Consider the following 24,435-nt stretch of genomic DNA (forward strand, 5'->3'; position numbering starts at 1 on the left):
GGGCGGGGGGGCATGGCGTCGAGCACGCTGCCAGGCCATTTCGCAATGCTGGCCGGAGAGGTGCGACTGGTCACAGTCAAAGTGCTGATGCCCGTGGAGCTGGCGTACCTGCCGGAGAACGGGACGCACGGTCGTGATGAGCTGCTGCGGCGCTTCGCCGAGAAAGGCCAAGAGCATTTGTCTTGCGCGTGGCGCAAGCCCGTAGTGTGACAACCTCATCCGGGGGGGACATGCGTCATGGCGCCTTTCCCCCGTGCAGCTCTGGGCCGTCACGCCACAGCGCTCAGGACTGTCGGCGAAGGTGCGCCACGCCATCGACGCCATCCGCACGTACCTGCGGTAGCAGCCGGGAATCTCCGCCTGATTCGCGCCCTGGTCCCGACAGTGCCTACCGGAACGGCGGTTCGGGCTGTTTCGCGAACCACTGCTTCGCGTTCAGCAGGTGCAGGTCCTGTCCGCCGGGTTTGAATTCGATTCCGCCGGTGAGGGCGCCCAGGGTCGCCAGGAGCGCGCCCTGCAGCTCTCCGCCTGCGAGGTCCAGGTGTCCTCTCAGGGAGAAGCCCTCTCCGTCCGCCTGCAGCTCGCGCAGTTGGAGCCCGCCCTCGTCAATCTGCACTCGGCCCGTTACCGAGACGTCCCGGATGTTGAGCAGGGACGTCAGGAAGCGCGGCAGATTCTTCGCGGACGTGAGCAGCGCGGCGACAGGCTGCGTGTCCGTGAGCTTGCTGGCGAAGCGCGCCGACAGCACTGTCGGAGACAGGGACAGTCGGGCCTGGGGCAGGGTGAAGACGCCGCTCCAAGCGCGGATGGGCACGGGGCCATTCGTGGACACATTCGTCAGCCGGAGCGTCGTCCCTGTCAGTGTCAGAGACTTCGTGTCCCATGACATGTTCCGGGCGTCCACGTCCGCCTCGGCACGCAACAGAACCTTGACGCTTCCCATGCGTCCGGAGACGAGGTCGGAGTCCACGCTCAGCCGCAGCGAGTCCTGAGCCTTCGCGGACTTCGACCGCTCCCGGCTCTGCACCGTCATGAACCCGGAATCGATTTCCATCGTCCGCGCCAGCCAGGGATTGAGCATCCTCAAGTCCAGCGGCCGGCTCCTGGCCACGCGGAGGTCCGGCTCCAACTCCCAGTCCGACTGCTCCGCGCTGCGACGCGCGAGGACGGTGAGGGTGATTTCAGGGACCTCTGCACCCGTGCCTTCGGGCCCGGACACCCGCACGGGCGCGAAGGTGAGCGTTGCCGTCCCTTTCCGCGTCTCCGGGCTCTCCGAAGCCAGCGAGGCCTTGAGGGCCCAGGGCGCACGCGCTCGGATGGGACCGGCCCGCACGTTCAACTCCTGGCCCCGGACGTCAATGCGGCTGTCATCGGCCAGCCCGCCGTCTTTGAGGTGGAGGTCCAGGTCCACCTTGCCTTCGCCCCCTTTCAGGGAGACGGCGTTGTTCGATCCCAGGTGCTCGTTCAGCCAGTCCAGTGGGAGCAGCTCCATCTGGCTCGTCACCTGTGCGCTGAGCGCCCGTGAGAGGTCCCAGCCCTGGTCGTCCGTGAAGGGGACTTCGAGCTGTGCCTTGGCCTCCAGGCGCTCCAGCCGGGCGACAGGTTTCCGGTCGAACTCCATGGCACCAGAGACCACGCGAATCGAAGGCGTCTCGACGTGGATGCGCTCCCGGCCCTTGATGTCCAGCGAGCCTTGCACGTCCAGGTTCCCCACGAAGCGGACCCGGCCGAAGTCCAACTCGCGAACCTCGTGGAGCGTCACGTCCGCCAACTGGATGACCCACGGGCGGTAGTCCGGGCCCGGTGGCGCTTCCTTCTCGATGCCGAATGACGGTTCAATCCGGAAGCGTGCGCCATGCCCGTCGATGCGCTGCACGTCCACGCGTTTGCGCAGCAGGGCGGTCAGCGACACGTTGGCCTCCAACGCGTCCATGTTCACCTGCCACCACTGGTTTTGATTCTGCTGGGTCAGCGTGAAGTCGCGGAGGTGGAGCTGTCCAAAGGGCCAGAGCCACCATGCGCGCTTCCAGGCGAGCTCGGTCCGGCTGGTGGACCGGCGCATGATGGCCTGGACGGCGCCCAGGTTGAGCGCCACGTTGATGGAGACTTCCAGCACCACGAGTGCGCCCAGGGTCCACGCGACGGCGCGCGGCCACCGTTTCTTGCGAGGGGCTGTGTCCTGGACCGCTGGCGGCGGGATGAGCGTCATGTCGCGGGTACCCGGTGGGATGTCCAGGGGGAGCGGCGCGGGCCGTTCCCGGAAGGCGCGGGTGCTGTTTCCCGCCTCTCTCCGGATGCCTCAGCCGCCGCGCGCAGACAAGGTGCGAGCAGGCTCGCGAGTCCGATTCGCTGCTGGAGTGTCCGCGGGTGAGCCGATACCAGAGGTCCAGGTTCTGGACTGGGAAGGGCGGGGGATTGATGGAAGGCTCGGAGCATGGGCTTGGCGCCGCGGCAGCTCCTCGACCGCGCTTCACGAAAGGTTCCTCGCCGTGCATCTGCTGTATGCCTTCGGGCTCTTTGTCGTCACCGCGGTGGCCGAGGTGGTGGGCTGCTATCTGCCCTACCTCTGGCTCCGTCAGGGGAAGTCGCCACTGCTCCTCGTGCCCGCGGCGGGGAGCCTCGCGGTCTTCGCGTGGTTGCTCACGCTGCACCCGGCGGGCGCGGCCCGGACGTATGCGGCCTACGGCGGGGTGTACATCGCCGTGGCGCTCGTCTGGCTGTGGCTCGTGGAAGGGGAGCGACCCACGATGTGGGACCTCGTGGGCGCGCTCGTCGCCATCCTGGGGATGGCCATCATCGTGCTCGGACCTCGTAGGTAGCGAGGGCCTGTGCTTCATCAAGCCGCGCGGGACGGACTACGCGGCCCAGAGCTGGAGGCTGCCCTCCACGTACTTCGCCCGGCAGGCGCGCCGCTGGACCTTGCCGCTGGACGTCTTGAGGATCTCACCCTGCTGGAGCAGGACGACCTCATGGACGTCCACGGAGTGCGCGGCGGCCACGGCCTGCCGGATGGTCTTCTGGAGCGCGCTCCCGTTCAGGGCTTGGGCACCATCACCCTGTTCAGAGGGCACGAAGCGGGCGCTGACCTCCACCAGCACCACCAGCCGCTCGCCCTCGGGATGGTCGACGGAGAACGCCACCGAGCAGCCAGGACGGAGCGCCGGATGCTGACTCTCGGCCGTCAGCTCGAGGTCCTGCGGGTAGTGGTTCCGGCCGTCGAGGATGATGAGGTCCTTGATGCGGCCAGTGACATACAGCTCGCCGTCAATCATGAAGCCCAGGTCGCCGGTACGCAGGAAGGGACCTTCCTCGCTGCCTTGGATGCGCGCCTGGAAGGTCTCCGCGTTCGTTTCCTCGCGTCCCCAGTAACCGTGAGTGACGTGGGGACCGGCCGTCCAGATTTCGCCCACCTCGCCCGGTGCGCACGCCACCAGCGTCTCTGGATTCACGATGCGGATGAGGCTGCCTCCCCAGCTCCGCCCGGAGCTGACGAGCGTCCGCGCGGACGGGCCCGGCGGTGCGGACACGGCGCGGTTCTGCTCGAGCGCCGCCGAGTCCACGGTGAGGTGGCGTGGCAGCTCGGAGGTGATGCCTCCCGACACGAAGAGCGTCGCCTCCGCGAGCCCATAGCAGGGATAGAAGGCCTCCCGGCGGAAGCCGGCGGGCGCGAAGGTGTCCGCGAACTCCGCCAGCGTCTCCGCCCGCACGGGCTCCGCGCCATTGAAGGCAACGCGCCAGGAACTCAGGTCCAACGAAGCGAGCTGCTCCGGCTTCACCTTTCGCGTGCAGAGCGCGTAGGCGAAGTTGGGCCCGCCGCTCGTCGTTGCACGGTACTTCGTGATGGTGTTCAGCCAGCGGATGGGGCGCTGCAGGAAGGACCACGGGGACATCGCGATGGAGTGCGCGCCCAGGTACATCGGCTGGAGCACCGCGCCGATGAGCCCCATGTCGTGGTACAGCGGCAGCCAGCCGCATATCGTCGGCTGTTCGTCGTGGCTGAAGGCCTGCCGGATCATCTCCTCGTTCGACATCAGGTTCCGGTGCAGCACCATCACGCCCTTGGGCGTCGACGTGGACCCTGACGTGTACTGGAGGAAGGCCAGCGTGTCGCCGGTGATGGCGGGACGCTTCCAGCCGTCCTCCAGCCCTTCCTCCAGTGCGTCCGTGGCAATCCAGCGGATGTCCTTCAGGATGGGGTAGGCCTCGGCCAACGCGTTCACGCTCTCCAGGATTTCGCGCGTGGTGAGCGCGAAGCGCGGCTTCGCATCCTGGAGGATGGAGAGGATGCGCGTGACGGCCTGGAGCTGCGCGGGAGGATAGGCAGGCACCGCGGCCACGCCGGCGTACAGGCTGCCGAAGAACGCCGCGATGTAGTCGAGCCCCGGTGGATACAGCAGCAGCGCTCGCTCGCCAGCGCCCTTGTGCTCCTGCAGCGCCGCGGCAATGGCGCGGGCCTGGCGATCCAACTCGCCATAGGTCCAAGTGGTCTCCTGGCCTTCACCATCCTGGAGGAACGTATACGCGCGGGCCTCGGTCTGGTTCGAGGCGCGCCAGCGCAGCAGGTCGGTCAGGGTCTGTACGGAACGGCTGGGACTCGGCATGGCGGGTCTCCTTGGGAAGTCGTGGGAAGAGGGGAGGGGTCAGGGGCTCGCCGCGGGTTCGGCGGAAGGCGTGTCCTGAGGGGGCGCCTCCAGCTCACGCAGCGGGCGGTAGAGCGCGGACAGCAGCGTCATGAGGACTGCCAGCACGCCCGCGATGAGGAACATCAAGGCGATGCCTCGGCCCGGGCCCTCGCCGACGAACGCACCCAGCAGGGGGACGAGCTTTCCTCCGGAGGCCATGGCGGGCTCGAAGGCGTGGTCCGCCAGCGGCCCGGCGATCGTGTACGCCAGCGGCAACATGGCCCCGGTGATGGTGCTGGTGAAAGCGAAGACACGGCCGCGCAGCGCCAGGGGCACGATGCGCTGGAGGAGCGTCTGGCTGGAGCCGTTGATGATGGGGAGGCCGAAGAAGAACGCGAAGGCGACACCGGCCAGCACGGGAACGGAGGTGGCCAGCCCGACGCAGATGAGCGCGAGCCCACAGGTGAGCTGGAACCCGAGCAAGCCATTCATCAGTCGCTTGGGGCCGCCCCAGGCGCTGATGACCAGGCTGCCCGCCAACATGCCCACGCCACCCGCGGTGGTGAGCGCGCCCAGGGTGCGTACGTCCGCGAAGGACAGGACCAGCGGGGTGACGAGGACCTCGACCGTGCCGGTCAGGAAGTTGCTGGCCGCGAGGAAGCCAATGAGCGCCAGGAGTCCTGGAGTGGCCCGCAGGTAGGCACCGCCAGCCCGAATCGACTCGAGCAGCGGCACCCGCTCCTCGCCGGACGACGACACGAGGTGCTCCCGGGGGATTCGCGCCAGGAGCAGGGGCAGCGCGCCGAGCACGAGCGTCGTCGCGTCGATGAGCAGGATGCCCTTGAGTTCGATGAACTCCATCAGCGTGGCGCTCAACATGGGGGCCACCAGTTGGGAGAACGCGAGCCCGACCTGCACCAATCCGTTGGCCCTCCCCAGATGTTGCGGCGGCACCACCGTGGAGACGAGCACGGCGAAGGCCGGCTGCTGGAACGCGCTGGCCGTCGACACCACGGCGGTCGTGACGTAGGCATGCCAGGGTTGGAGCAAGCCATTGAACAGCAACAGCGCCAGCACGAGGCTCGACAGGCCGGCGGCCGCGTCGCTGAGCACCAGCACCCAGCGGCGGTTCCAGCGGTCCACGAGCGCGCCGGCCACCGGCCCGAGCAGGATGGCGGGCAGCGTCGCGGAGAGCATGACCAGCGCGTACTGCGTCACGTCGCCCGTCGTCTTGTACGTCCAGACGCCGAGCGCGAAGCTCGTCAGCCCCGAGCCCAGCAGTGACAGGACCTGTCCCAGCCAGATGACGACGGCGGACTTCATGGGGAAGGACGGCGCCGCCGTCATCGAAGGGCTCCGGCCCGGACGAGGCCCTGCCGCACGTGCTCCGCCAGCACCTGGACGTGCGGTGCGGCCAGCATCGTCATGTGGTCTCCCGGCACCGTCACGGGCGTGACGGCCGTGGAGGCGTGGCGGCCCCAGCCCCAGCTCGGGTCGTCCGCGAAGGACTCGGGGACGATGCCGTCTTCCTCGTGCCGCTCCTGGGCCCGGAAGAGGGCGACGGGAATGGGGAGCGTGTTCCGGGGGACGTAGTCAATCGCGTACGCGGCCTTGTAGACGTCGATGAACCCTTGGACCTGTTGGCTGTCCGCGCCGTCGGGGAGGAGTCCCGCCTGGACCAACCTGCGGGTCAGGTACTCTCGGCGCGCTTCGGCAGACAGCGGCCGGAGCGCCTCGGCGGAGATGCCCAGGTCCACGCCGTAGAGACGGCCCGCCGTGCTCGCGACGGAGGCCATCCAGTCCGCGTCGTCGAACGGGGGCGCCTCGCTCGGCGAGGCTTCGTTCACCGGGACAGTGGTGTTGAGGATGCCCAGGAAGGCAATCGACTCGCCCTGCTTCCGGAGCTGCTGCGCCATCTCGAAGGCGACCCAGCTACCGAAGGAGTGGCCCAGCAGGTGGTATGGCCCCTGCGGTTGCACCTGCTTGAGCGCTTCGATGTAGCACGCGGCCATCTCCTCGACGGAGCGATGCGGCTCCGCGCGTCCATCCAGCCCGCGTGCCTGGAAGGCATGCACCGGCAGGGTGGGGCCCAGTGCCTGGGCCAGCTCGCGAAGGTAGACGGCGTTTCCACCGGCGCCCGGGACGCAGAACAGGGCGGCGCGATTGGCTCCCGGCTGGAGCGTCACCAGCGGCGACCATGGCGCGGGCGACGCCTCTTCGTGCAGCGCCTTGGCGAGCTGCTCCAGCGCGGGGTTCTGGAAGAGGACCGACAGCGGAAGGGCGCGGCCGAACTGCTCGCGGATACGCACCATCAGCCGGACGGCCAGCAGTGAATGGCCGCCCTGGTCGAAGAAGTTGTCGTGCACGCCAATGGGGCGCACTGCCAGCAGCTCCTCCCAGATGGCCGCGAGCCGGGTCTCCACCTCGTCGCGCGGAGCGACGAAGCCATCCTGCGCGTCGCGGCGGACGCTCTCTGGGGCGGGCAGGGCCTTGCGGTCCACCTTGCCATTGGGGGTGAGTGGGAAGGCGGCAAGGATGACGAAGGCCGCGGGCACCATGTACGGCGGCAGGTGCTTCTTGAGGTGCTGCCGCAAGTCATCGGCCGTGGCCACGTCTGGCGCCGTGAGCGTGAGGTAGGCGACGAGCTGCTTGTTGCCAGCGTCCTCGTGGACGAGCAGCTCCACGGCCTGGACCGCGGCGTGCTCCAGCAGCTTCGCCTTGATTTCATCCAGTTCGATGCGGTGTCCGCGAATCTTCACCTGCGTGTCGTTGCGGCCGATGAAGGCGAGGGTGCCGTCCTCCGTGTAACGGGCCAGGTCGCCCGTGCGGTACAGGCGGGCGCCCGGTGTGGCGCTGAAGGGATTGGGCACGAAGCGCTCAGCGGTCAGGTTCGACTGGCCCCAGTAGCCACGCGCGAGTCCGTCACCGCCCACGAAGAGTTCGCCCGAGATGCCGATGGGCACCGGCTGCATCGCGCTGTCCAGCAGGTACATCTGCGTGTTGGCGAAGGGCCGGCCAATGGGGACGATCTGCTCGCTGGGCGTGGGCTCGGGCTGTTCGAAGTACGTGCTGTCGATGGTGGCTTCGCTCAGGCCGTAGGAGCTCACCAGCCGCGTATCCGGTCCGCACAGGCCGCGGAGCTGGTGGTACTCGCGCATGTCCCAGGTGTCCGAGCCGACGATGAGCAGGCGCATGAAGTCCAGCCGGAGATTGTGCTCCTGGAGGTACCCCATCAGCAGCCGGACCACGGCGGGGACGAACTCGCCGCTGTCCACCTGCTCGCGCTGCATCAAGCCGTAGAGCTTTTCGGGCTCGAGCAGCCATTCCCGCGGGCAGAGGACCAGCGTCTTCCCCGCACCGAGCGCCCGGGCCAGGTCGCCGGAGAACACGTCAAAGGAGAAGCTCGCCATCTGAAGGTGGGCGCGCAGCTCGGGCAGCCGGTAGTCGCGCTCCCAGGCGAGGTAGGCGTTGACGAAGCTCCGGTGCGAAATCATCACGCCCTTGGGGCGGCCCGTGGAGCCTGACGTGTAGACGACGTAGGCGAGGTGCTCGGGGCTGGCGCCGCCTTCGGGCTTCGTCGTGGGCATCGCGGTGATGGCGTCCGCGTCCGTGTCGATGCCCACCACGGGCGGCAGTGGCGCGGGCAGGAGGGACGCCAGGCCCTGGCGGGTGATGAGCACTGCGGGCCGGCTGTCCGCAAGCATGAGCGCTGTGCGCTCCGGCGGATACGACGGGTCCAGCGGCACGTAGGCACCGCCCGCCTTGAGCACGGCGAGCACCGCGACCACCATGTCCACGGAGCGGTCCAGGAAGACGCCGGTGATTCGCTCGGGCCCCACGCCCACGGAGCGCAGGTGGTGCGCCAGTTGGTTGGCCTTCGCGTTCAACTGTGCGTAGGTGAGCCGGCGTTCGGGGTCGGTGACGGCGATGGCGTCGGGTGTGCGCGCTGCGTGCGCCTCGATGAGGTGATGGATGCACGTGCCCGGCGGCACGTCGAGCCGGGCCTGGTTCCAGTCACGCAGGATGCGCTGACGCTCATTCGCCGGAAGCACCGGCAGCTCGATGAGCCGCTGTGCCGGGTTCGCGGCGATGCCCGCGAGCAGCGTCTGGAAGTGGGCGACCATCCGCTCGACGGTGGAGGCGTTGAAGAGGTCCCGGTTGTACTCCCAGATGCCTTGCAGGCCACCAGCCTCCTCGGAGAACCACAGCGTCAGGTCGAACTGCGCGAAGGCTTCGCCCGAGACGCTGAAGGACTCCATGCGCAGCCCGCCCAGCTCGGCTGGGGGCGTGGGCGTGTTCTGGAGCACCAGCATCACCTGGAAGAAGGGGGAGTGGCTGGTGTCGCGCGATGGCGCCAGCTCCTCCAGCAGCTTCTCGAAGGGGATGTCCTGGTGCCCGTAAGCCCCCAGCGTCACGTCCACCACGCGCCGCAACAGCTCCCGGAAGGTGGGATTGCCTTCGAGCCCCGTGCGCATGACGAGCGTGTTGAGGAAGAAGCCGATGAGCGGCTCCACCTCCGTCCGGTTCCGGTTCGCGATGTACGTGCCGACGCTGATGCGCGGCTCGCGCGTGTAGCGGTGGAGCAGTGCCTGGAGCGCCGCCAGCAGCACCATGTAGAGCGACGCCTTCTCCTGCGTCCCCAGCGTCTTCAGTTGCTGGGCTACGTCAGGGGCGACCTGGAAGCTCCGCTTGCCACCCGCGTAGGTGCGCACGCGCGGGCGCGGCCTGTCGGTGGGCAGCTTGAGCGCGCTGTCGCTCCCTTCGAGCTGCTGACGCCAGTAGTCGAGCTGCGACGCCAGCACGTCGCCCTGCATCCATTGCTGCTGCCACGCCGCGAAGTCCGCGTACTGGAGCGGGAGCTCCGGCAGCGGTGACGGCTTGTCCTGGGAGAAGGCGGCATAAAGCGCCGTCAGCTCCTGAACGAAGATGCCGGTGGACCAGCCGTCCGAAACGATGTGGTGCACGACGATCAGGAGGACGTGGTCCTCGTCGCCCATGCGCACCAGCCTCGCGTGGAGCAGCGGGCCCGCCGCGAGGTCGAAGGACGTCCCCGCGAGCTGAAGCGCCAGCTCCTCGCACAGGGGATCGCGCTGGGGGCCTGGCAGGTAGCTCAGGTCCAGCACGCCCAGCGACAGCAACAGCTCCGGGAGGATGCGCTGCTGGGGTTCGCCGTCCTTCGCGACGAAGGTCGTGCGCAGCACCTCATGGCGCCGGATGACCTCGTTCAGCGCACGCTCCAGGGAGGGGACGTGGAGCGGCCCGGTGAGGCGCACGAACTCCGGGATGTTGTACGCGGGCGTCCCGGGCTCGAACTGGTCCAGGAACCAGAGCCGGCGCTGCGGGAAGGAGAGCGGCAGCGGCTGCTCCCTCGAGACGCGCGGGATGCCGGGCGTGCGTGCCTCTTCCCTCGGCGCGGCGACCACGTTCTGCTGTCGCAGCTTCTTGAGCACCGCCTCGCGCTTCTCCGGGGAGAGGCCCGCGAGCTTCTTGAGCAGGTCACTCATTCGTCCCCTCCAGGAGCTTCTCCAGGTCCGCGTCCGAAAGGTCGCCGACTTCCTCCATGGCGGAGGCCAGCGCGGCTTCGTCCACGCCTTCCAACTGCGCGAGCACCACCTGCTCCGCCATCCCTGCGATGGTGGGGTGCTCGAAGAGGGCGCGCAGCGGCAGCGTCACCTGGAACATCGCGTTGGTGCGCGAGATGATTTGCGTGGCCAGCAGCGAGTGCCCGCCCACGTCGAAGAAGTCGTCCGTGACGCCCAGCGACGTCTGGCCCAGCACGTCCTTCCAGAGCGTGAGCAGGCTCGACTCCGTCTCCGAGCGCGGTTCGACGAGCCGCTGCTCGCCCGTGCGCTGAGTTGCGTCCGGCGCAGGGAAGGCCTTGCGGTCCACCTTGCCGTTCGGGCTCAGGGGGAGTGCCTCCAGGCGCACGAAGACGGCCGGCACCATGTAGTCGGGCAGTCTCTCCCTCAGGTGGTCGCGGAGCACCGCCGTGTCGCGGATGTCCGAGCCCACCACGTAGGCGACGAGCCGACGGGGTGTCCCCGGGTCCTCGCGCAGCAGCACCACCGCGCCCTGGACGGCCGGGTGCTTGCCGAGCGCGGATTCGATTTCGCCCAGCTCGACGCGGAAGCCGCGCAGCTTCACCTGCGTGTCTGCCCGGCCGAGGAACTCCAGGTCGCCTCCCAGCAGGTACCGCGCCCGGTCTCCCGTGCGGTAGAGCCGCGCACCAGGCTCGGTGGCGAACGGGTCGGGGACGAAGCGCTCCGCGGTCAGGTCGGGGCGGTGGCAGTAGCCGCGCGCCACACCCTCGCCGCCAATGAAGAGCTCGCCCGCGATGCCGGCGGGCACCGGCTGCTGGTGCGCATCCAGCACGTAGAGGCGGTTGTTGGCGAAGGGACGGCCAATGGGGACCAGCTGCGTGTCGCCGGGGCCCAGGTCGCCGCTTTCGAACCACGTGCTGTCGATGGTCGCCTCGCTGACGCCATACGAGTTGATGAGCCGCGTGTCGTCGCCGATGACGGCCTGGAGCCGGTGGTACTCGTTCACGTACCAGGCGTCGGAGCCGGCCACGAGCACGCGCATGAAGTCCAGCGTCTGGCCCGTCTCCTCCATGTGCTGGAGAAGCCCGCGCAGCACGGCGGGGACGAACTCGGCGCAGTCCACGGCCTGCTCCTTCATCAGCGCGAGCAGGCGGGGCGGTTCGAGCAGCCACTCCCGCGGGCAGAGCACCAGCTTGCCGCCCGAGCACAGTGCTCGGGACAGGTCTCCCGCGAACACGTCGAAGGAGAAGCTGGCCATCTGCAGATGGCCGCGGCAGTGCTCCCGCAGCCCGTAGCTCCGCTCCCAGCCGAGGTACGCGTTGGTCCAACTCCGGTGGGAGATCATCACGCCCTTGGGGGTGCCCGTGGAGCCGGAGGTGAAGACGACGTAGGCCAGACCGTCCAGCGTGGTGAGCCGCGTGGGGGCCTGGGTGGACAGCGCAGCGCGGGCTGGTGCCTCCGTGTCCAGCAGGTAGAGCGACACCTCCGGGTTGGCGAAGGTCTCCACCAGGGACTGCTGGGTGAGCAGCAGGGAGATCCGGGCCTCGGAGGCCATGCGCGCCAGTCGCTCGGCCGGGTAGGTGGGATCGAGCGGGACATAGGCGCCGCCCGCCTTGAGGATGCCCAGCAGCGCCACCAGCAGCTCCGGCGTTCGCTCCAGGCACACGCCCACCAGCACTTCGGGGCCAATGCCCCGGGCGCGCAGGTGGTGCGCGAGCTGGTTCGCCTTCGCGTCGAGCTGCCCGTACATGAGCGAGCCCGCTTCCGGCGCGACCACGGCGACCGCGTCCGGCGTCCGCTGGGCCTGTGCCTCGAAGAGCTCGTGGAGACACGCGCCCAGTCCAGGGACCTGCGTGTCGTTCCAGTCGAACAGCACCTCGCGACGGGCCTCCTGTGTGAGCAGCGACAGCTCCCACAGGTGCTTGTCCTCCGCGTCGAGGATGCCCACCAGGACCGTCTGGAGCTGCTCCAGCAGTCGCTCCATGGCCTCCACGCCGAGCCGCGGAGACTCGAAGTCCAGGTTCAGCATCAGCTCCTTGTCCGCATGTGCGGAGAGCGTCAGCGGATAGTTGGTGCGCTCCTGCGCGGTGACGTCGCGCACCTCCAGCGCGCCCGCGCCCTGCCGCACCGAGTCCTCCACGGGGTAGTTCTCGAAGACGACGAGGCTCTCGAAGAGAGGAGTGCCACGCGGCACGGGGCTCCAGCCCTGGACCTTCACCAGCGGCGCGTACTCGAACGGAGCCCGCTCCACCTGCCACGCCTGGAGCGCCTTCAGCCAGTCCACCACCTTGCTCTGGGCCGGCAGCGACACGCGGGCCGGCAGCGTGTTGATGAACAGGCCCACCATCTGCTCCACGCCGGGCAGCTCCGGCGGACGGCCCGCGACGGTGACGCCGAAGACGACGTCGTCCTGGCCCGCGTGACGTCCGAGCACCAGGGCCCAGGCCGCCTGGACCAGCGTGCTGAGCGTCACCTGGTGCCGCCGCGAGAAGGCGCGGAGCTGCTCCGTCACCTCGGCGGACACGTGGACCTTGCGCTCGCCCATGACCTGCGCCGCGGTGCGCGCCTGGCCTCCCGTTTCACCGGGGAGGGGCGTGGGCTCGCCGAAGCCTCGCATAGCCTGCTTCCACCAGGTCTCCGCCTGCGACATCTCCCGGCTCTGGAGCCAGGCGATGTAGTCGCGGAACATGGGCGGCTGTTCCAGACGCACTGGCTGCTGACGGAGCTGCGCGTCGTAGATGGCCAGCATCTCGTTGAGGACGCGGCCCACGCTCCAACCATCGAGCAGCAAGTGGTGGAAGCTCCACACCACGCGCCACGTCCGAACGCCCAGGCGCAGGACGCCCACCCGCATCAGCGGCGCCTGCTTCAAGTTGAAGCCGCGTGCCCGGTCCGCGTCCATCCAGGCCGACAGCCGGGTCTGCTGCTCCGGCCCGGACAGGTGGCTCCAGTCCTGCTCCTCCCACGGCAGCACGGCCTTGCGGTTCACGAGCTGGAGCGGCGCTTCCAGTTCCTCACCCACGAAGCTGGTGCGGAGGATGGGGTAGCGCGCCATCACCTGCTGCCAGGCCTCGCGCAGCGCCTCGCGGTTGAGGTCCGCGTCCAGCGTCCACGCCGCGCGCTCGAAGTACATCCCCGAGTCCGGGTCGAGCATGGCGTGGAAGAGCATGCCCTGCTGCATGGGAGACAGCGGGTAGAGGTCCTCCATCTCCGGGTGTGACTGCATCAGGCCGTTCAGCGTGGCCTGCGTCACCTTCGCCAGCGGGAAGTCCACGGGGGAGAACCGCGCCGCGTCCTCGCCGCGCCGCTGGTCCACCAGGGCCCGGAGCGCGTGGACATAGCCCTGTGCCAGTGCGCCCACCGTGGTGCGCTGGTGCAGCGCCTCGCTGTAGGTGAAGGACACCTCCAGCTTGCCGCCCAGGACGTGTGCATTCACCTCCAGCACCTGCCGCCGCTGGCCGAGCGCCCCCTGCTGCGCGCCGAAGGGCTCGTCCGCGGGCGCCAACAGCGACGAGGTGGGCAGGGCCGAGTCGAGCTGGCCCAGGTAGTTGAAGGCTACCGGCGCTTCCGGCTGCGCACGGAGCCGGGTGCCTCGCTCGTCCTGGCGCAGGTAACGCACCAGCCCGTAGCCCAGACCCTTGCGCGGCACCTGCCGCAGGGAATCACGCACAGCGCGGAGTTCGTCACCCACGCTGCCATCCCGGGGCAGCTCCAGCGTCACCGGGTAGGCGCTGGTGAACCAGCCCACGGTGCGGCTCAGGTCCACGCCGTCGAAGAGGTCCTCGCGGCCGTGGCCTTCCAGTTGGACATGCAGCCGGCGCTGTCCCGTCCAGGTGGAGAGTGCCTGTGCGAGCGCCGTCAGCAGCACCTCGTCGATGCGGGCACGCCAGGCCGTCGGCACCTCCTGAAGCAGGAGCCGGGTCTCCTCGGCGTCCAACGCCACCGTCAACGTGCGTGCGGAGGTCAAGGTGTTGTCGCCGTCCGTGGTGTCCACGGGGAGCGGCGCTGTGTCTTCACCCTGGCTCAGCCAGTAGTCGGCCTCGTGCTCCAGCTCCGTGCTGGCCGCGAAGGAGTCCAAGCGGCGAGCCCAGGCCTGGAAGGACGTCGTCTTCGGAGGCAGCGCCACCGTCTGCCCCTGGCTGAGCTGCTGGCACGCCGTCTCCAGGTCCATGAGCAGCACGCGCCAGGACACGGCATCCACCGCGAGGTGGTGGATGCCGAGCAGCAACCGGTCACCCCGCTGCGGACCCAGGTGGAAGCGCACGGCCGCCACCAGTGGAGCCTCCTCCAGCCGGAAGCCCGCCTGGGCACGCAGGCCTTCTTCCTCCAATGCGGCGCGCTGCGCGGCCTCGTCCAGTCCGGACAGGTCCACCTCCCGCAGCGTCACGGTGCTGTCGAGCCCCAGGCTCTCCTGACGCCAGCCGTCGGGGGTCCGTTCGAAGCGCAGGCGGAGCGCGTCATGGTGCGCGACCAGGGCCCGCAGCGCGTCCTGGAGAACGGACGCGGCGACGGGCTGACGCAGTCCCAGCAACAGCGACTGGTTGTAGTGATGGAGGTACGGGAGCTGCCACTCGAAGAACCAGTGCTGGATGGGCGTGAGCGGGACGGGGCCCGTCACCGGTCCCTGCTCGCTCTCCACGACCTGGGCCTGACCCACGTGCGGGGCCAAGGCGGCGATGGTCTGGTACTGGAAGAACTGACGGGGGCTGATGTGAAGCCCGGCCTCCAGCGCTCGCGCGATGACCTGGATGCTGATGATGGAGTCGCCACCCAGCTCGAAGAAGTTGTCGTGGATACTGACGCGCTCGCGGGACAGCACCGTCGCCCAGATGTCCGCCAGCGTCTGCTCCACCGGGTTGCGGGGCGCGACGTGGACGTGCTCGCGCTTCACCTGCTCCTGCGCCAGCGAGGGCAGGGCCTTGCGGTCCACCTTGCCACTGGGCGTCAGCGGCATGGCCTTCAGCATGATGAAGGCGGACGGCACCATGTACTCGGGCAGGCGTGACTCCAGGGCCCGGCGCAGGGCGTCCTGTTCGGGCGGCTGCTCCACATCGTCAGCGACGACGTAGGCCACCAGTTGCTTGCGGCCCGGTGCCTCCTCCCGCACCAGCACCGCGGCGTCCTGCACCTCCGGGTGCTCGGTCAGCGCCGCTTCGATTTCGCCCAGCTCGATGCGGAAGCCACGCAGCTTCACCTGGTGGTCCAGGCGGCCCAGGAACTCCAGTCGCCCTTCGGCCAGCCAGCGCACCCGGTCTCCCGTCCGGTACAGCCGTCCTCCGGGCTCCACCGCGAACGGGTCCGGCACGAAGCGCTCGGCGCTCAGGTCCGGCCGGCCCAGGTAACCGCGAGCGACGCCCGCGCCGCCGATGAACAGCTCTCCTGGTACGCCCACGGGCACCGGCTGCATCTGGCCATCCAGCACGTAGAGCCGGACGTTGGCCCACGCACGGCCGATGCCCAGCCGGTCGGGGTCCACGGCCTCGTCCACCGATGCGCAGATGGTCGCCTCGGTGGGGCCGTACGCGTTGATGAAGCGGCGGGACTTCAGCCACCGGCGCGCCAGCTCCGGCGAGCAGGCCTCGCCCGCGGAGACGACGGACTCCAGCTTCGGCAACATCTCCGGCTCCAACTGCGCCAGCACCGACGGCGTCAGCGTGACGCCTGTTATCTCCTGCGCGGTCAACAGGCCCTGGAGCGGCGTGCCGGGCATGATGGCGTCCCGGGGAGCGAGGCAGAGCTGTGCGCCCGCGAGCAGTGTGGAGAACACCTCGCACACCGACGCGTCGAAGCCGAAGGCGGCGAACTGAAGCACGCGGCTCTTCTCGTGGACGCGGTGGGCCTGGATGGCGGCCAGCGCCGTGTTGCACAGGCCCCGGTGCGTCAGCAGCGTGCCCTTGGGGCGACCCGTCGAGCCTGACGTGAAGATGATGTATGCGAGGTTGTCCTCGGACATCTCCACCGCGAGCGGCGTCTGCGGTTGGCTGGCGATGAGCGGCCAGTCCGTGTCCAGGCAGACCAGCAGCCCGAGCGCGGGAAGCTCGTCCGCCAGGTGCTCCTGCGTGACGAGCACGGGGATGGCCGCGTCGCGCATCATCAGGGTCAGCCGCTCCACCGGATACGACGGGTCCAGTGGCAGCCACGCGCCGCCGGCCTTGAGGATGCCCAGGATGCCCACCACCAGCTCCAGCGAACGGTCCACGCACAGGCCCACGCGGACCTCGGGGCCCACGCCGGACGCCTTCAGGTGCCAGGCGAGCTGGTTCGCCCGCGCGTCCAGCTCGCGGTAGGTGAGCTGCTGTCCCTCGAAGGACACCGCCACCGCGTCTGGCGTCCGTGCCACCTGTTGCTCGAAGACGTGATGCGCGCAGAGGCCCCGGCTTCGGGGCGTGGCGGTGTCGTTCCACGCCAGCAGCGACTGCTGTCGCTCCGCCTGGGACAGCAGCGGGAGGCGGGAGACGCGCTCGTCTGGCACGGCCATGGCGCCCAGGAGCAGCTCACGCAGGTTGCCCATCATCCGGTCGATGGTGGCCGCGTCGAACAGATCGGTGCTGTACTCGCACAGACATTCCAGGCCCTGCTCGGTCTCCGTGGCCACCCACGTCATGTCGAACTTGGCGGCGCCGGTGGTGCTGGTCTCCTCGCGCAACGTCAGCCCGTCCAGGTGGAGGTCGGAGGATGGTGCGTTCTGGAGGATGAGCTTCACCTGGAACAGCGGCGAGTAACTGAGGTCGCGCTCCGGGTTGAGCGCCTTCACCAGTTCCTCGAAAGGGAGGTCCTGGTGAGCGTAGGCATCGAGCGCCACCCGCCGCGTCTGCGCCAGCAGGGCCCGGAAGCTGGGGTCCCCGCTCAGGTCGCCGCGCATGACGAGCTGGTTGACGAAGAAGCCAATGAGCCCTTCGGTGCCGGAGCGGTTGCGATTGGCGATGTCCGTGCCGACGACGATGTCCGTCTCGCCGGTGTAGCGGTGCATCAGCGCCTGGAAGGCCGCCATCACCGCCATGAACGGGGTGACGCTCTCCTTCCGGCAGAGCGCCTGCAACGCCTTGGCCGCGTCCACGGGCAGCAGGACGCCCTGGTGCGTGGCGCCGCGGAAGCTCTGCACGGGCGGCCGTGGACGGTCGGTAGGGAGGTCCAGGTTGGGCGGAGCCCCGGCGAGCCGCTGCTTCCAGTAGTCGAGCTGCCGCTCCAACACGGGGCCGGATAGCCACTCCCGCTGCCACCGCGCGTAGTCCGCATACTGGACGGGCAGGGCGGCCAGCGGCGGCGGCTGGCCCGCGGACAGGGCGCCGTAGAGCTCGGCGACCTCGCGGACGAGCACAGACAGCGACCAGCCGTCGGCGATGATGTGGTGCAGGGTCAGCAGCAGCAGGTGTGCCTGGTCATCCAACTGGATGAGCCCCATCCGGCAGAGCGGGCCGCGAGTCAGGTCGAAGGGACGACGGGCCTCTTCGTCGGACAGGCGGCGCGCTTCGACTTCACGGCGCTCCAGCGGGAGGCCGCGCAGGTCGATGGTCTCCACCTTCGGTGCCGCGGGCGGGTGGATGACCTGGACGGGCGTCTGGCCATTCATCCGGAACGTCGTGCGCAGCGACTCGTGGCGGCGGATGAGTGCCTCCAGGCAGCGCTGCACGGTGTCCGGGTCCAACGCGCCCGTCAGCCGGATGACGGCGGGCATGTTGTAGAAGGGGCTGTCCGGCTCCATCTGGTACAGGAACCAGAGTCGCTGCTGTGCGAAAGACAGGGGCAGCTCGCCGTCGCGAGAGGAGGGCTCGAGCGGCGGGGGCGGTGCTTCACCGGCCTGCTGGGCCTGGAGCACCTGGACGCGCTCCGACAGCGTGGCGATGGTGGGCGCCTCGAAGAGCGCGGCGATGGGCAGCTCCACGCCGAAGGCCTCGCGAATCCGCGACACCACGCGCGTGGCCAGCAGCGAGTGGCCGCCCAGGTCGAAGAAGTGGTCGTGGATGCCAGCATGGTTCGTGCGCAACACGTCCGACCAGATGCTGGCCATCAGCTCCTCGGTGCCGTTTCGCGGCGCCGCGCGGGACTCGGAGGAGAGCAGGCCGTCGGGGACGGGCAGGGCCTTGCGGTCCACCTTGCCATTGGCTGTGAGCGGCAGGGCCTCCAGCGCGACCAGGGCGGCGGGCACCATGTGCTCGGGCAGCCTCTGCTGGAGGAAGGCGCGCACGCCGGCCGTATCCGCTGCCGTGTCTGCGTGCGGGATGACGTAGGCGGCCAGCCGCTGGTCCCCAGGGACGTCTTCGCGCACGATGACGACCGCGTCCCGCACGGACGCGTGCTGGCGAAGGGTGGCTTCGATTTCGCCCAGCTCGATGCGATAGCCGCGCAGCTTCACCTGTCCATCACGGCGTCCGAGGAACGCCAGCGTGCCGTCCGGCAGGAATCGGGCCTGGTCCCCCGTGCGGTAGAGGCGCTGTCCCGGACTCTGACCGAACGGGTCCGGCACGAAGCGCTCGGCCGTGAGGGCGGGGCGGCCCAGGTAGCCGCGCGCCACGCCGGTGCCTCCGATGTAGAGCTCGCCCGAGACACCCACGGGCACTGGCTGCATGCGCGCGTCCAGGACGTAGAGCGCCGTGTTGGCGATGGGCCGGCCGATGGGGACGATGCCGTCGGGCAACTCACCCGCGCTGACGTCATGGGTGGAGCAGCCGACCACCGTCTCCGTGGGGCCGTACTCGTTGATGAGCCGGACCTGCGGCGCGTGCTTCCGCCAGAAGGCGACGGTGGAGGGCGGCAAGGCCTCACCACCCACGACGAAGGTGCCAGTCAGCTTCGACAGTGCCTCCGGCGTCATCAGCCCGGACAGCACCTGGAGGTGCGCCGGCGTGAGCTTGACCAGGTCATGCCCGCTCGGCTGCTGGAGCGCGAGCGCGAGTGCTTCCACCTCCCGCCCCGACGGCACCAGGTGAACGGCTCCCCCCGCGAGCAGCGGCGTGAGGAGGCTGGTGATGGTGGCGTCGAACGCGATGGACGTGTGGACCAGCGAGCCCTGGCCCGGCTTCACCGCGTAGGCGTCCTGGGCCCACGTCAGGTAGTTGAGCAGCCCTCGCTGCGTGAGCAGCGTGCCCTTGGGCAGGCCCGTGGAGCCCGAGGTGTAGATGACGTACGCCAGGGAGTCCCCAGAGGCGGTCGATGCCGGCGCCTCCGTCGGCAACGTCGCCAGTCGGACCGCTTCCTGCTCCACCAGGAGCCGAGGAACGCTGGCGCCCGTGAACGTGGCCTCTTGCGTCTTCGTGGTGAGCAGCACCACGGCGCGCGAATCGGACAGCATGTAGGCCAGGCGCTCGGCGGGGTAGCTCGGGTCCAGCGGTAGGTAGGCCGCGCCGGCCTTGAGCGTTGCCAGCAGGCTGGTCACCAGCTCGACGGAGCGGTCCAGTCCGAGCGCCACCACGCGCTCCGGGCTCGCGCCCAGCGACCGCAGATGATGCGCGAGCTGGTTGGCGCGCGTGTCCAGCTCCCGGTACGTCAGCGTCCGTTCGCCATCGACTACTGCGAGCGCATCCGGCGTGGCGGCGGCGCGAGCCTCGAAGCGGGAGAGGAACGTGGGCTCCGGGGGCAGCGCTGCGGCGGTGTCGTTCCACTCCACCAGCATCCGGCGCTGCACGTCGGCGGGCAGCGGGCTGGAGGTGTGGTGCGGGGCCTCGGCCTCGAAGGCCAGCGCGTGGAGGACGCGCGCGAAGCACGCGCCAATCTGCTCCACCTGGACGTGGTCCAGCTCGACGGCGTTGTAGTCCAGCTCCAGCGTGAGCTCCTGCGTGTGAGGCTCGGTCTGGAAGTGGACGGCGAGGGTGACGTTGGTGCCCTCGGAGCGGAGGGTGCTCAGTGCCTCCAGCTCCGCGAGCGTGCCCGCGATGTCGTGGAGGACGTGGAAGTGCATGTAGTTGAACATGACTTCGTAGAGCGTCTCGCGGCCCCACTGCCGCTGAATCTCCGCCATGGGGTAACGGCGGTACGGGTAGAGCGCGCGCTCCGCGTCGAAGGCTGCGCGGACCAGCGACAGCCAACTGCCCGGGGCCAGCTTCAGGCGGAAGGGCACCGTGTTGAGGAAGATGCCGCGCAGCTTCGAGCCATCGCCTTCCTCGGGGCGGCTGTTGACGCCCGTGCCGGTGATGACGTCCTCCTGGCCGCTCAGCACGCTCATCACCTTGAGGTGCGACGCGAGCAGGATGCTCTTGAAGGGCACGCCCGCGGTCCGCGTCAGGGCGTTCAGGCCCTCGCTTACTTCGAGGGAGATGGGCACCTTCACCGTGGCGATGCGCGGCTCACCCTCCGCCAGTGGACGGCGCCAGCGCGGCACGCGCATGACCTGTCCGTCCTCCAGCAGCTCGCGCCAGTAGCGTTGGTGGTCCTCGGACGCGAGGGCCTTCCGCTCCATGGCCACAAAGTCGCGGTAGGTGATGCTCAGCGGCTCGAAGCGCGGCGGCTCCTGGTGGTTCACCAGCGCGTAGTAGTGGTTGAACATCTCCACCAACGTGGAGTGGAGGCTCCAGCCGTCGATGATGGCGTGGCACTCCGTGAGCGTGAACTGGAAGTCCCGTTCACCACGGATGTGGATGAAGAAGCGCAGCAGCGGAGGGCACGCGAGGTCGAAGTGTTGCTGCTTTTCGTCCTCCAGCAGCTTGCGGACCTCGGCGTCCTGCGCCTCGGTGGATAGGTGGCGGACGTCGGTGACCTCGACGGAGAGCTGGGCCTCGCGGTGCACCAACTGCAACGGCTCGCTGTACGACGTCATGTCGAACGCCGTCCGCAGCACGGGCTGCCGTGCCGTCACCACCTGCACGGCTTCCACGAAGCGCGCGGCGTCAAACGGCGCCTTCAGGCGCAGATGGAAGCTGTCCGTGTTGTGGTAGATGTTCGAGGTGGGCGCCAGCTCCATGTGGAAGAGCATTCCGGCCTGGATGCGGGCCAGCGGGTAGGCGTCCTCCACGCTTTCGGGCACCTTCGCCCGGTCCTCGGCGGAGATGAGGCTGAAGGGCTCGGTGCGCGGGAAGACCTCACGCGCGGGCTCCGCCTTCCCGGCGGCCTCCGCCAGCTCCGCCACCGTCTGGTGCTGGAAGAGCTGCTGCAATGAGAAGCGGATGTCCTGCTTCTGCGCCAGCGTGAGCACCTGGATGCTCAGGATGGAGTCGCCTCCCAGCGCGAAGAAGTTGTCATGGATGCCCACGCGCGGGACTTCCAGCACCTGCGCCCAGATGGCGCAGAGGGCTTCCTCCGCCTTCGTCCGGGGCGCGACGTACGGGTCGGCAAGATCCGCGCGGGCGCTCTCGGGCTCCGGCAGGGCCTTGCGGTCCACCTTGCCGTTCGCCGTGAGAGGGAAGCGCTCCATCATCACGAAGGCGCTGGGGACCATGTAGTCCGGCAACTTGCCGAGCAGATGCTGGCGCAGCTCGTTGACACTGGGTGGAGGCAGTTCGGACGACGCGACGTAGGCCACCAGGGACTTGTTCCCGGGCGAGCTCTCACGCACGAGCACCAGTGCCTCACGCACCGCCGGGTGCAGGCTGAGCACCGTCTGGATTTCGCCCAGCTCGATGCGGAAGCCGCGAATCTTCACCTGGTGGTCGATGCGGCCCAGGTACTCGAGCTGCCCGTCCGCGGTGAAGCGCGCCAGGTCGCCCGTGCGGTAGAGCCGGGCACCGGGCTCGCGGCTGAACGGGTGGGGGACGAAGCGCTCCGCCGTGAGCTGCGGCCGGCCCAGGTAGCCACGCGCGAGGCCCGCGCCACCGACGAAGATTTCACCCGCCACGCCAATGGGCGCCGGCTCCAGCCGCGCGTCCAGCACGTAGAGCTGGAGGTCGGGAATCGCGACGCCAATGGGGCTCTGCTGCGTGCGCTCGGCCTCGGCGGCATCCATGGGACGGTAGGTGACGTGCACCGTCGTCTCGGTGATGCCGTACATGTTGATGAGCCGCGGCTGGGTGTCCCCGTGCTTGCGGAACCAGGGTACCAGCGTGGCTGGCTCCAGGGCCTCGCCGCCGAATACGACGTAGCGCAGCGACAGGGGCGGCGCCTCCGCGCCCAGGCGCTCCTCGGCCTGGATGAGCTGACGGAAGGCCGCGGGCGTCTGGTTCAGCACCGTGACGCGCTCAGCGCTCAGCAAGCGGAAGAAGGCATCCGGCGAGCGCGAGACGAGGTAGGGCACCACGACCACCCGGCCGCCGTAGAGCAGGGCGCCCCAGAGCTCCCAGACGGAGAAGTCAAACGCGTACGAGTGGAACAGCGTCCACGCGTCGTTCTCGTTGAAGTGGAACCAGTGCTCCGTCGCCTCGAACAGGCGCATCACGTTGCCGTGCGGAAGCAGGGAGCCCTTGGGCAGGCCGGTGGAGCCCGAGGTGTAGATGACGTACGCAAGCTGCTCCCGCGTCGTCGCGAGTCCGGGCGCGTGGGTGGGCTGCCGCGCCAGTTCCTCGGCGGCTTCATCCAGGATGAGCAGCGCCGCGCCCTCGGTGGGCAGCCGGTCAATGAGGGGCCGCTGCGTCACCACCAACGACATCCTGCTGTCCGACACCATGAAGGCCAGACGGTCCGCGGGATAGGTCGGGTCGAGCGGCACGTAGGCGGCTCCCGCCTTCAGGATGCCGAGGATGCCCACTACCGTGGCCAGGGAGCGCTCCACGCAGAGGCCCACCAATCCCTCGGGCTGGACGCCGCGTGCGATCAGCGCATGGGCCAGTTGGTTGGCCCGCCGGTCCAGCTCCGCGTAGGTGAGTCGCTCTCCATCGGCGACCACGGCGATGGCGTCAGGGCGCTGGCGCACCTGGGCCTCGAAGCGGCCGTGCAGGGTGTCCGTGCCCGGGAAGGACTTCAGCGTGGGCCAGACATCGAGGAGCTGGTGCCGCTCGCGCGACGTGAGCAACGGCAGCGCGTCCAGGCGCAGCTCCGCGTTGGCCGCGACGCCCACGAGCAGCGTCTGGAAGTGCCCCGCGAAGCGCTCCATGGTCGCGCGGTCGAAGAGGTCACAGTTGTACTCGACGAAGCCGCGCAGGCCGTCTGGGGTCTCCTGGAGGTCCAGCGTCACGTCGAACTTCGACGTCCCCGGTTGCAGGTCCAGTTGCTGGATGGTGACGCCGGGCAGGGCCAGCGCCTGGCCCGCCATGCCCTGGAAGTTGAACGCGGCCTGGAACAGCGGCGTGTAGGCCAGGTTGCGGGCGGGCTGCACCGCCTCCACCAGCTTCTCAAACGGGATGTCCTGGTGCGCATAGGCGCCCAGCGTCGCCTCCCGCACGCGCTGGAGCAGCTCGCGGAAGGACGGGTTGCCGGACAGGTCCGCGCGCAGCACCAGCGTGTTGACGAAGAAGCCGATGAGGCGCTCCGTCTGGACCCGGTTGCGGCTGTTCTGCGGCGCGCCGACCAGGATGTCCGTCTGGTGCGTGTAGCGTGACAGCAAGGCCTGGAACGCGGCCAGCACCGTCATGAAGAGGGTGGCGTTTTCGCGCTGGCCCACCTGCTGAAGCGCCTGCACCAGCGCGGTTGGCAGGTGCAGGGGCAGGGCGTCTCCGCGCTGCGTCTGAACGGCGGGGCGCGGACGGTCCGTGGGGAGCTGCAACACGGGCGCGCCCGCGAGCTGCTGCTTCCAGTACGCCACGTGCGCGTCGAGCGCGCCTTCTGTCGCCATCCACTCGCGCTGCCACTCAGCGTAGTCCGCGTACTGGATGGGCAGCTCGGGCAGCTCCGGCTCTCGCTGGGCGATGAACGCGCCGTAGAGCTGCGTCATCTCGTGGATGAGGATGCCCAGCGACGCCCCGTCCGAGATGATGTGGTGCATCGTCAGCACCAGGACGTGGTCGGTGTCCGCCAGCCGCAGCAGCCGCGTGCGCAGCAACGGGCCTTTCATCAGGTCGAAGGGCTGGCGAATCTCCTCGGTGGCGAGCCGCCGTGCTTCCGCCTCGCGCCCGTCCCGCGGCAGTGACGACAGGTCGGTGACGGCGAAGGACGCGGTGCCTTCGGGCGCGACGACCTGAACCGGCTGGCCCTCTTCCTGCGCGAAGGTGGTGCGGAGTGATTCGTGCCGTTCCACCAGGGCGTCGAAGGCGCGCTGGAGTGCGGCCGTGTCGAGCGTGCCGCCGAGCCGGACCGCGCCAGCGATGTGGTAGCTCGGGTTCTCCGGCTGCATCAGATGGAGGAACCACAGCCGCTGCTGTGCGAAGGAGACGGGGAAGACGAAGGATTCAGCGGTCATGTCTGGGGGAGAACCGGCTGGCGAAAATTTGAGGGCGAGGAACGGGGCAGCGGCGGAACGGGCCACGCCAGTCGTG

6 protein-coding genes and 1 pseudogene are annotated in these 24,435 nt (G+C 69.2%); 2 read left to right on the forward strand and 5 right to left on the reverse strand.

Features of this window, described 5'->3' with window-relative positions; all coding sequences use genetic code 11:
* A pseudogene (locus FMP39_RS26255) lies at window positions 1-210 on the forward strand (hypothetical protein); the annotation flags it as partial.
* 178 nt (window positions 211-388) lie between these two features.
* Here FMP39_RS26255 and FMP39_RS26265 read toward each other — a convergent pair.
* Window positions 389-2,209, reverse strand: a complete 1,821-nt coding sequence (locus tag FMP39_RS26265; protein WP_228558347.1) for a hypothetical protein — start codon at window positions 2,207-2,209, stop codon at window positions 389-391.
* 280 nt (window positions 2,210-2,489) lie between these two features.
* Between FMP39_RS26265 and FMP39_RS26270 the strand changes: the two genes are divergently transcribed.
* Window positions 2,490-2,819 carry a YnfA family protein gene (locus FMP39_RS26270; RefSeq protein ID WP_141592909.1) on the forward strand — a complete coding sequence of 110 codons (330 nt, stop codon included), beginning with the start codon at window positions 2,490-2,492 and terminating at the stop codon, window positions 2,817-2,819.
* Between the two features lie 36 nt (window positions 2,820-2,855).
* Here FMP39_RS26270 and FMP39_RS26275 read toward each other — a convergent pair whose 3' ends face one another.
* From FMP39_RS26275 to FMP39_RS26290, 4 genes are read right to left on the reverse strand one after another with little or no spacing between them, the layout of a single operon-like run.
* A complete protein-coding gene (locus FMP39_RS26275; RefSeq protein WP_141592910.1) occupies window positions 2,856-4,601 on the reverse strand; it encodes a fatty acyl-AMP ligase in 1,746 nt (581 codons plus the stop codon).
* A 39-nt stretch (window positions 4,602-4,640) separates the two neighbouring features.
* Window positions 4,641-5,945, reverse strand: a complete 1,305-nt coding sequence (locus FMP39_RS26280) for an MFS transporter (protein WP_228558348.1) — start codon at window positions 5,943-5,945, stop codon at window positions 4,641-4,643.
* A 20-nt stretch (window positions 5,946-5,965) separates the two neighbouring features.
* The gene (locus FMP39_RS26285) at window positions 5,966-10,126 is read right to left on the reverse strand and encodes an amino acid adenylation domain-containing protein (protein ID WP_141592912.1); all 4,161 of its coding nucleotides are present in this window, start codon (window positions 10,124-10,126) and stop codon (window positions 5,966-5,968) included.
* The gene (locus tag FMP39_RS26290) at window positions 10,119-24,359 is read right to left on the reverse strand and encodes a non-ribosomal peptide synthase/polyketide synthase (RefSeq protein WP_141592913.1); all 14,241 of its coding nucleotides are present in this window, start codon (window positions 24,357-24,359) and stop codon (window positions 10,119-10,121) included. Before FMP39_RS26290 ends, FMP39_RS26285 begins: the two co-directional genes overlap by 8 nt.
* Window positions 24,360-24,435 lie beyond the last annotated feature (76 nt).

This window comes from Myxococcus sp. AB056, assembly GCF_006547365.1.
Classification (GTDB): domain Bacteria; phylum Myxococcota; class Myxococcia; order Myxococcales; family Myxococcaceae; genus Myxococcus; species Myxococcus virescens.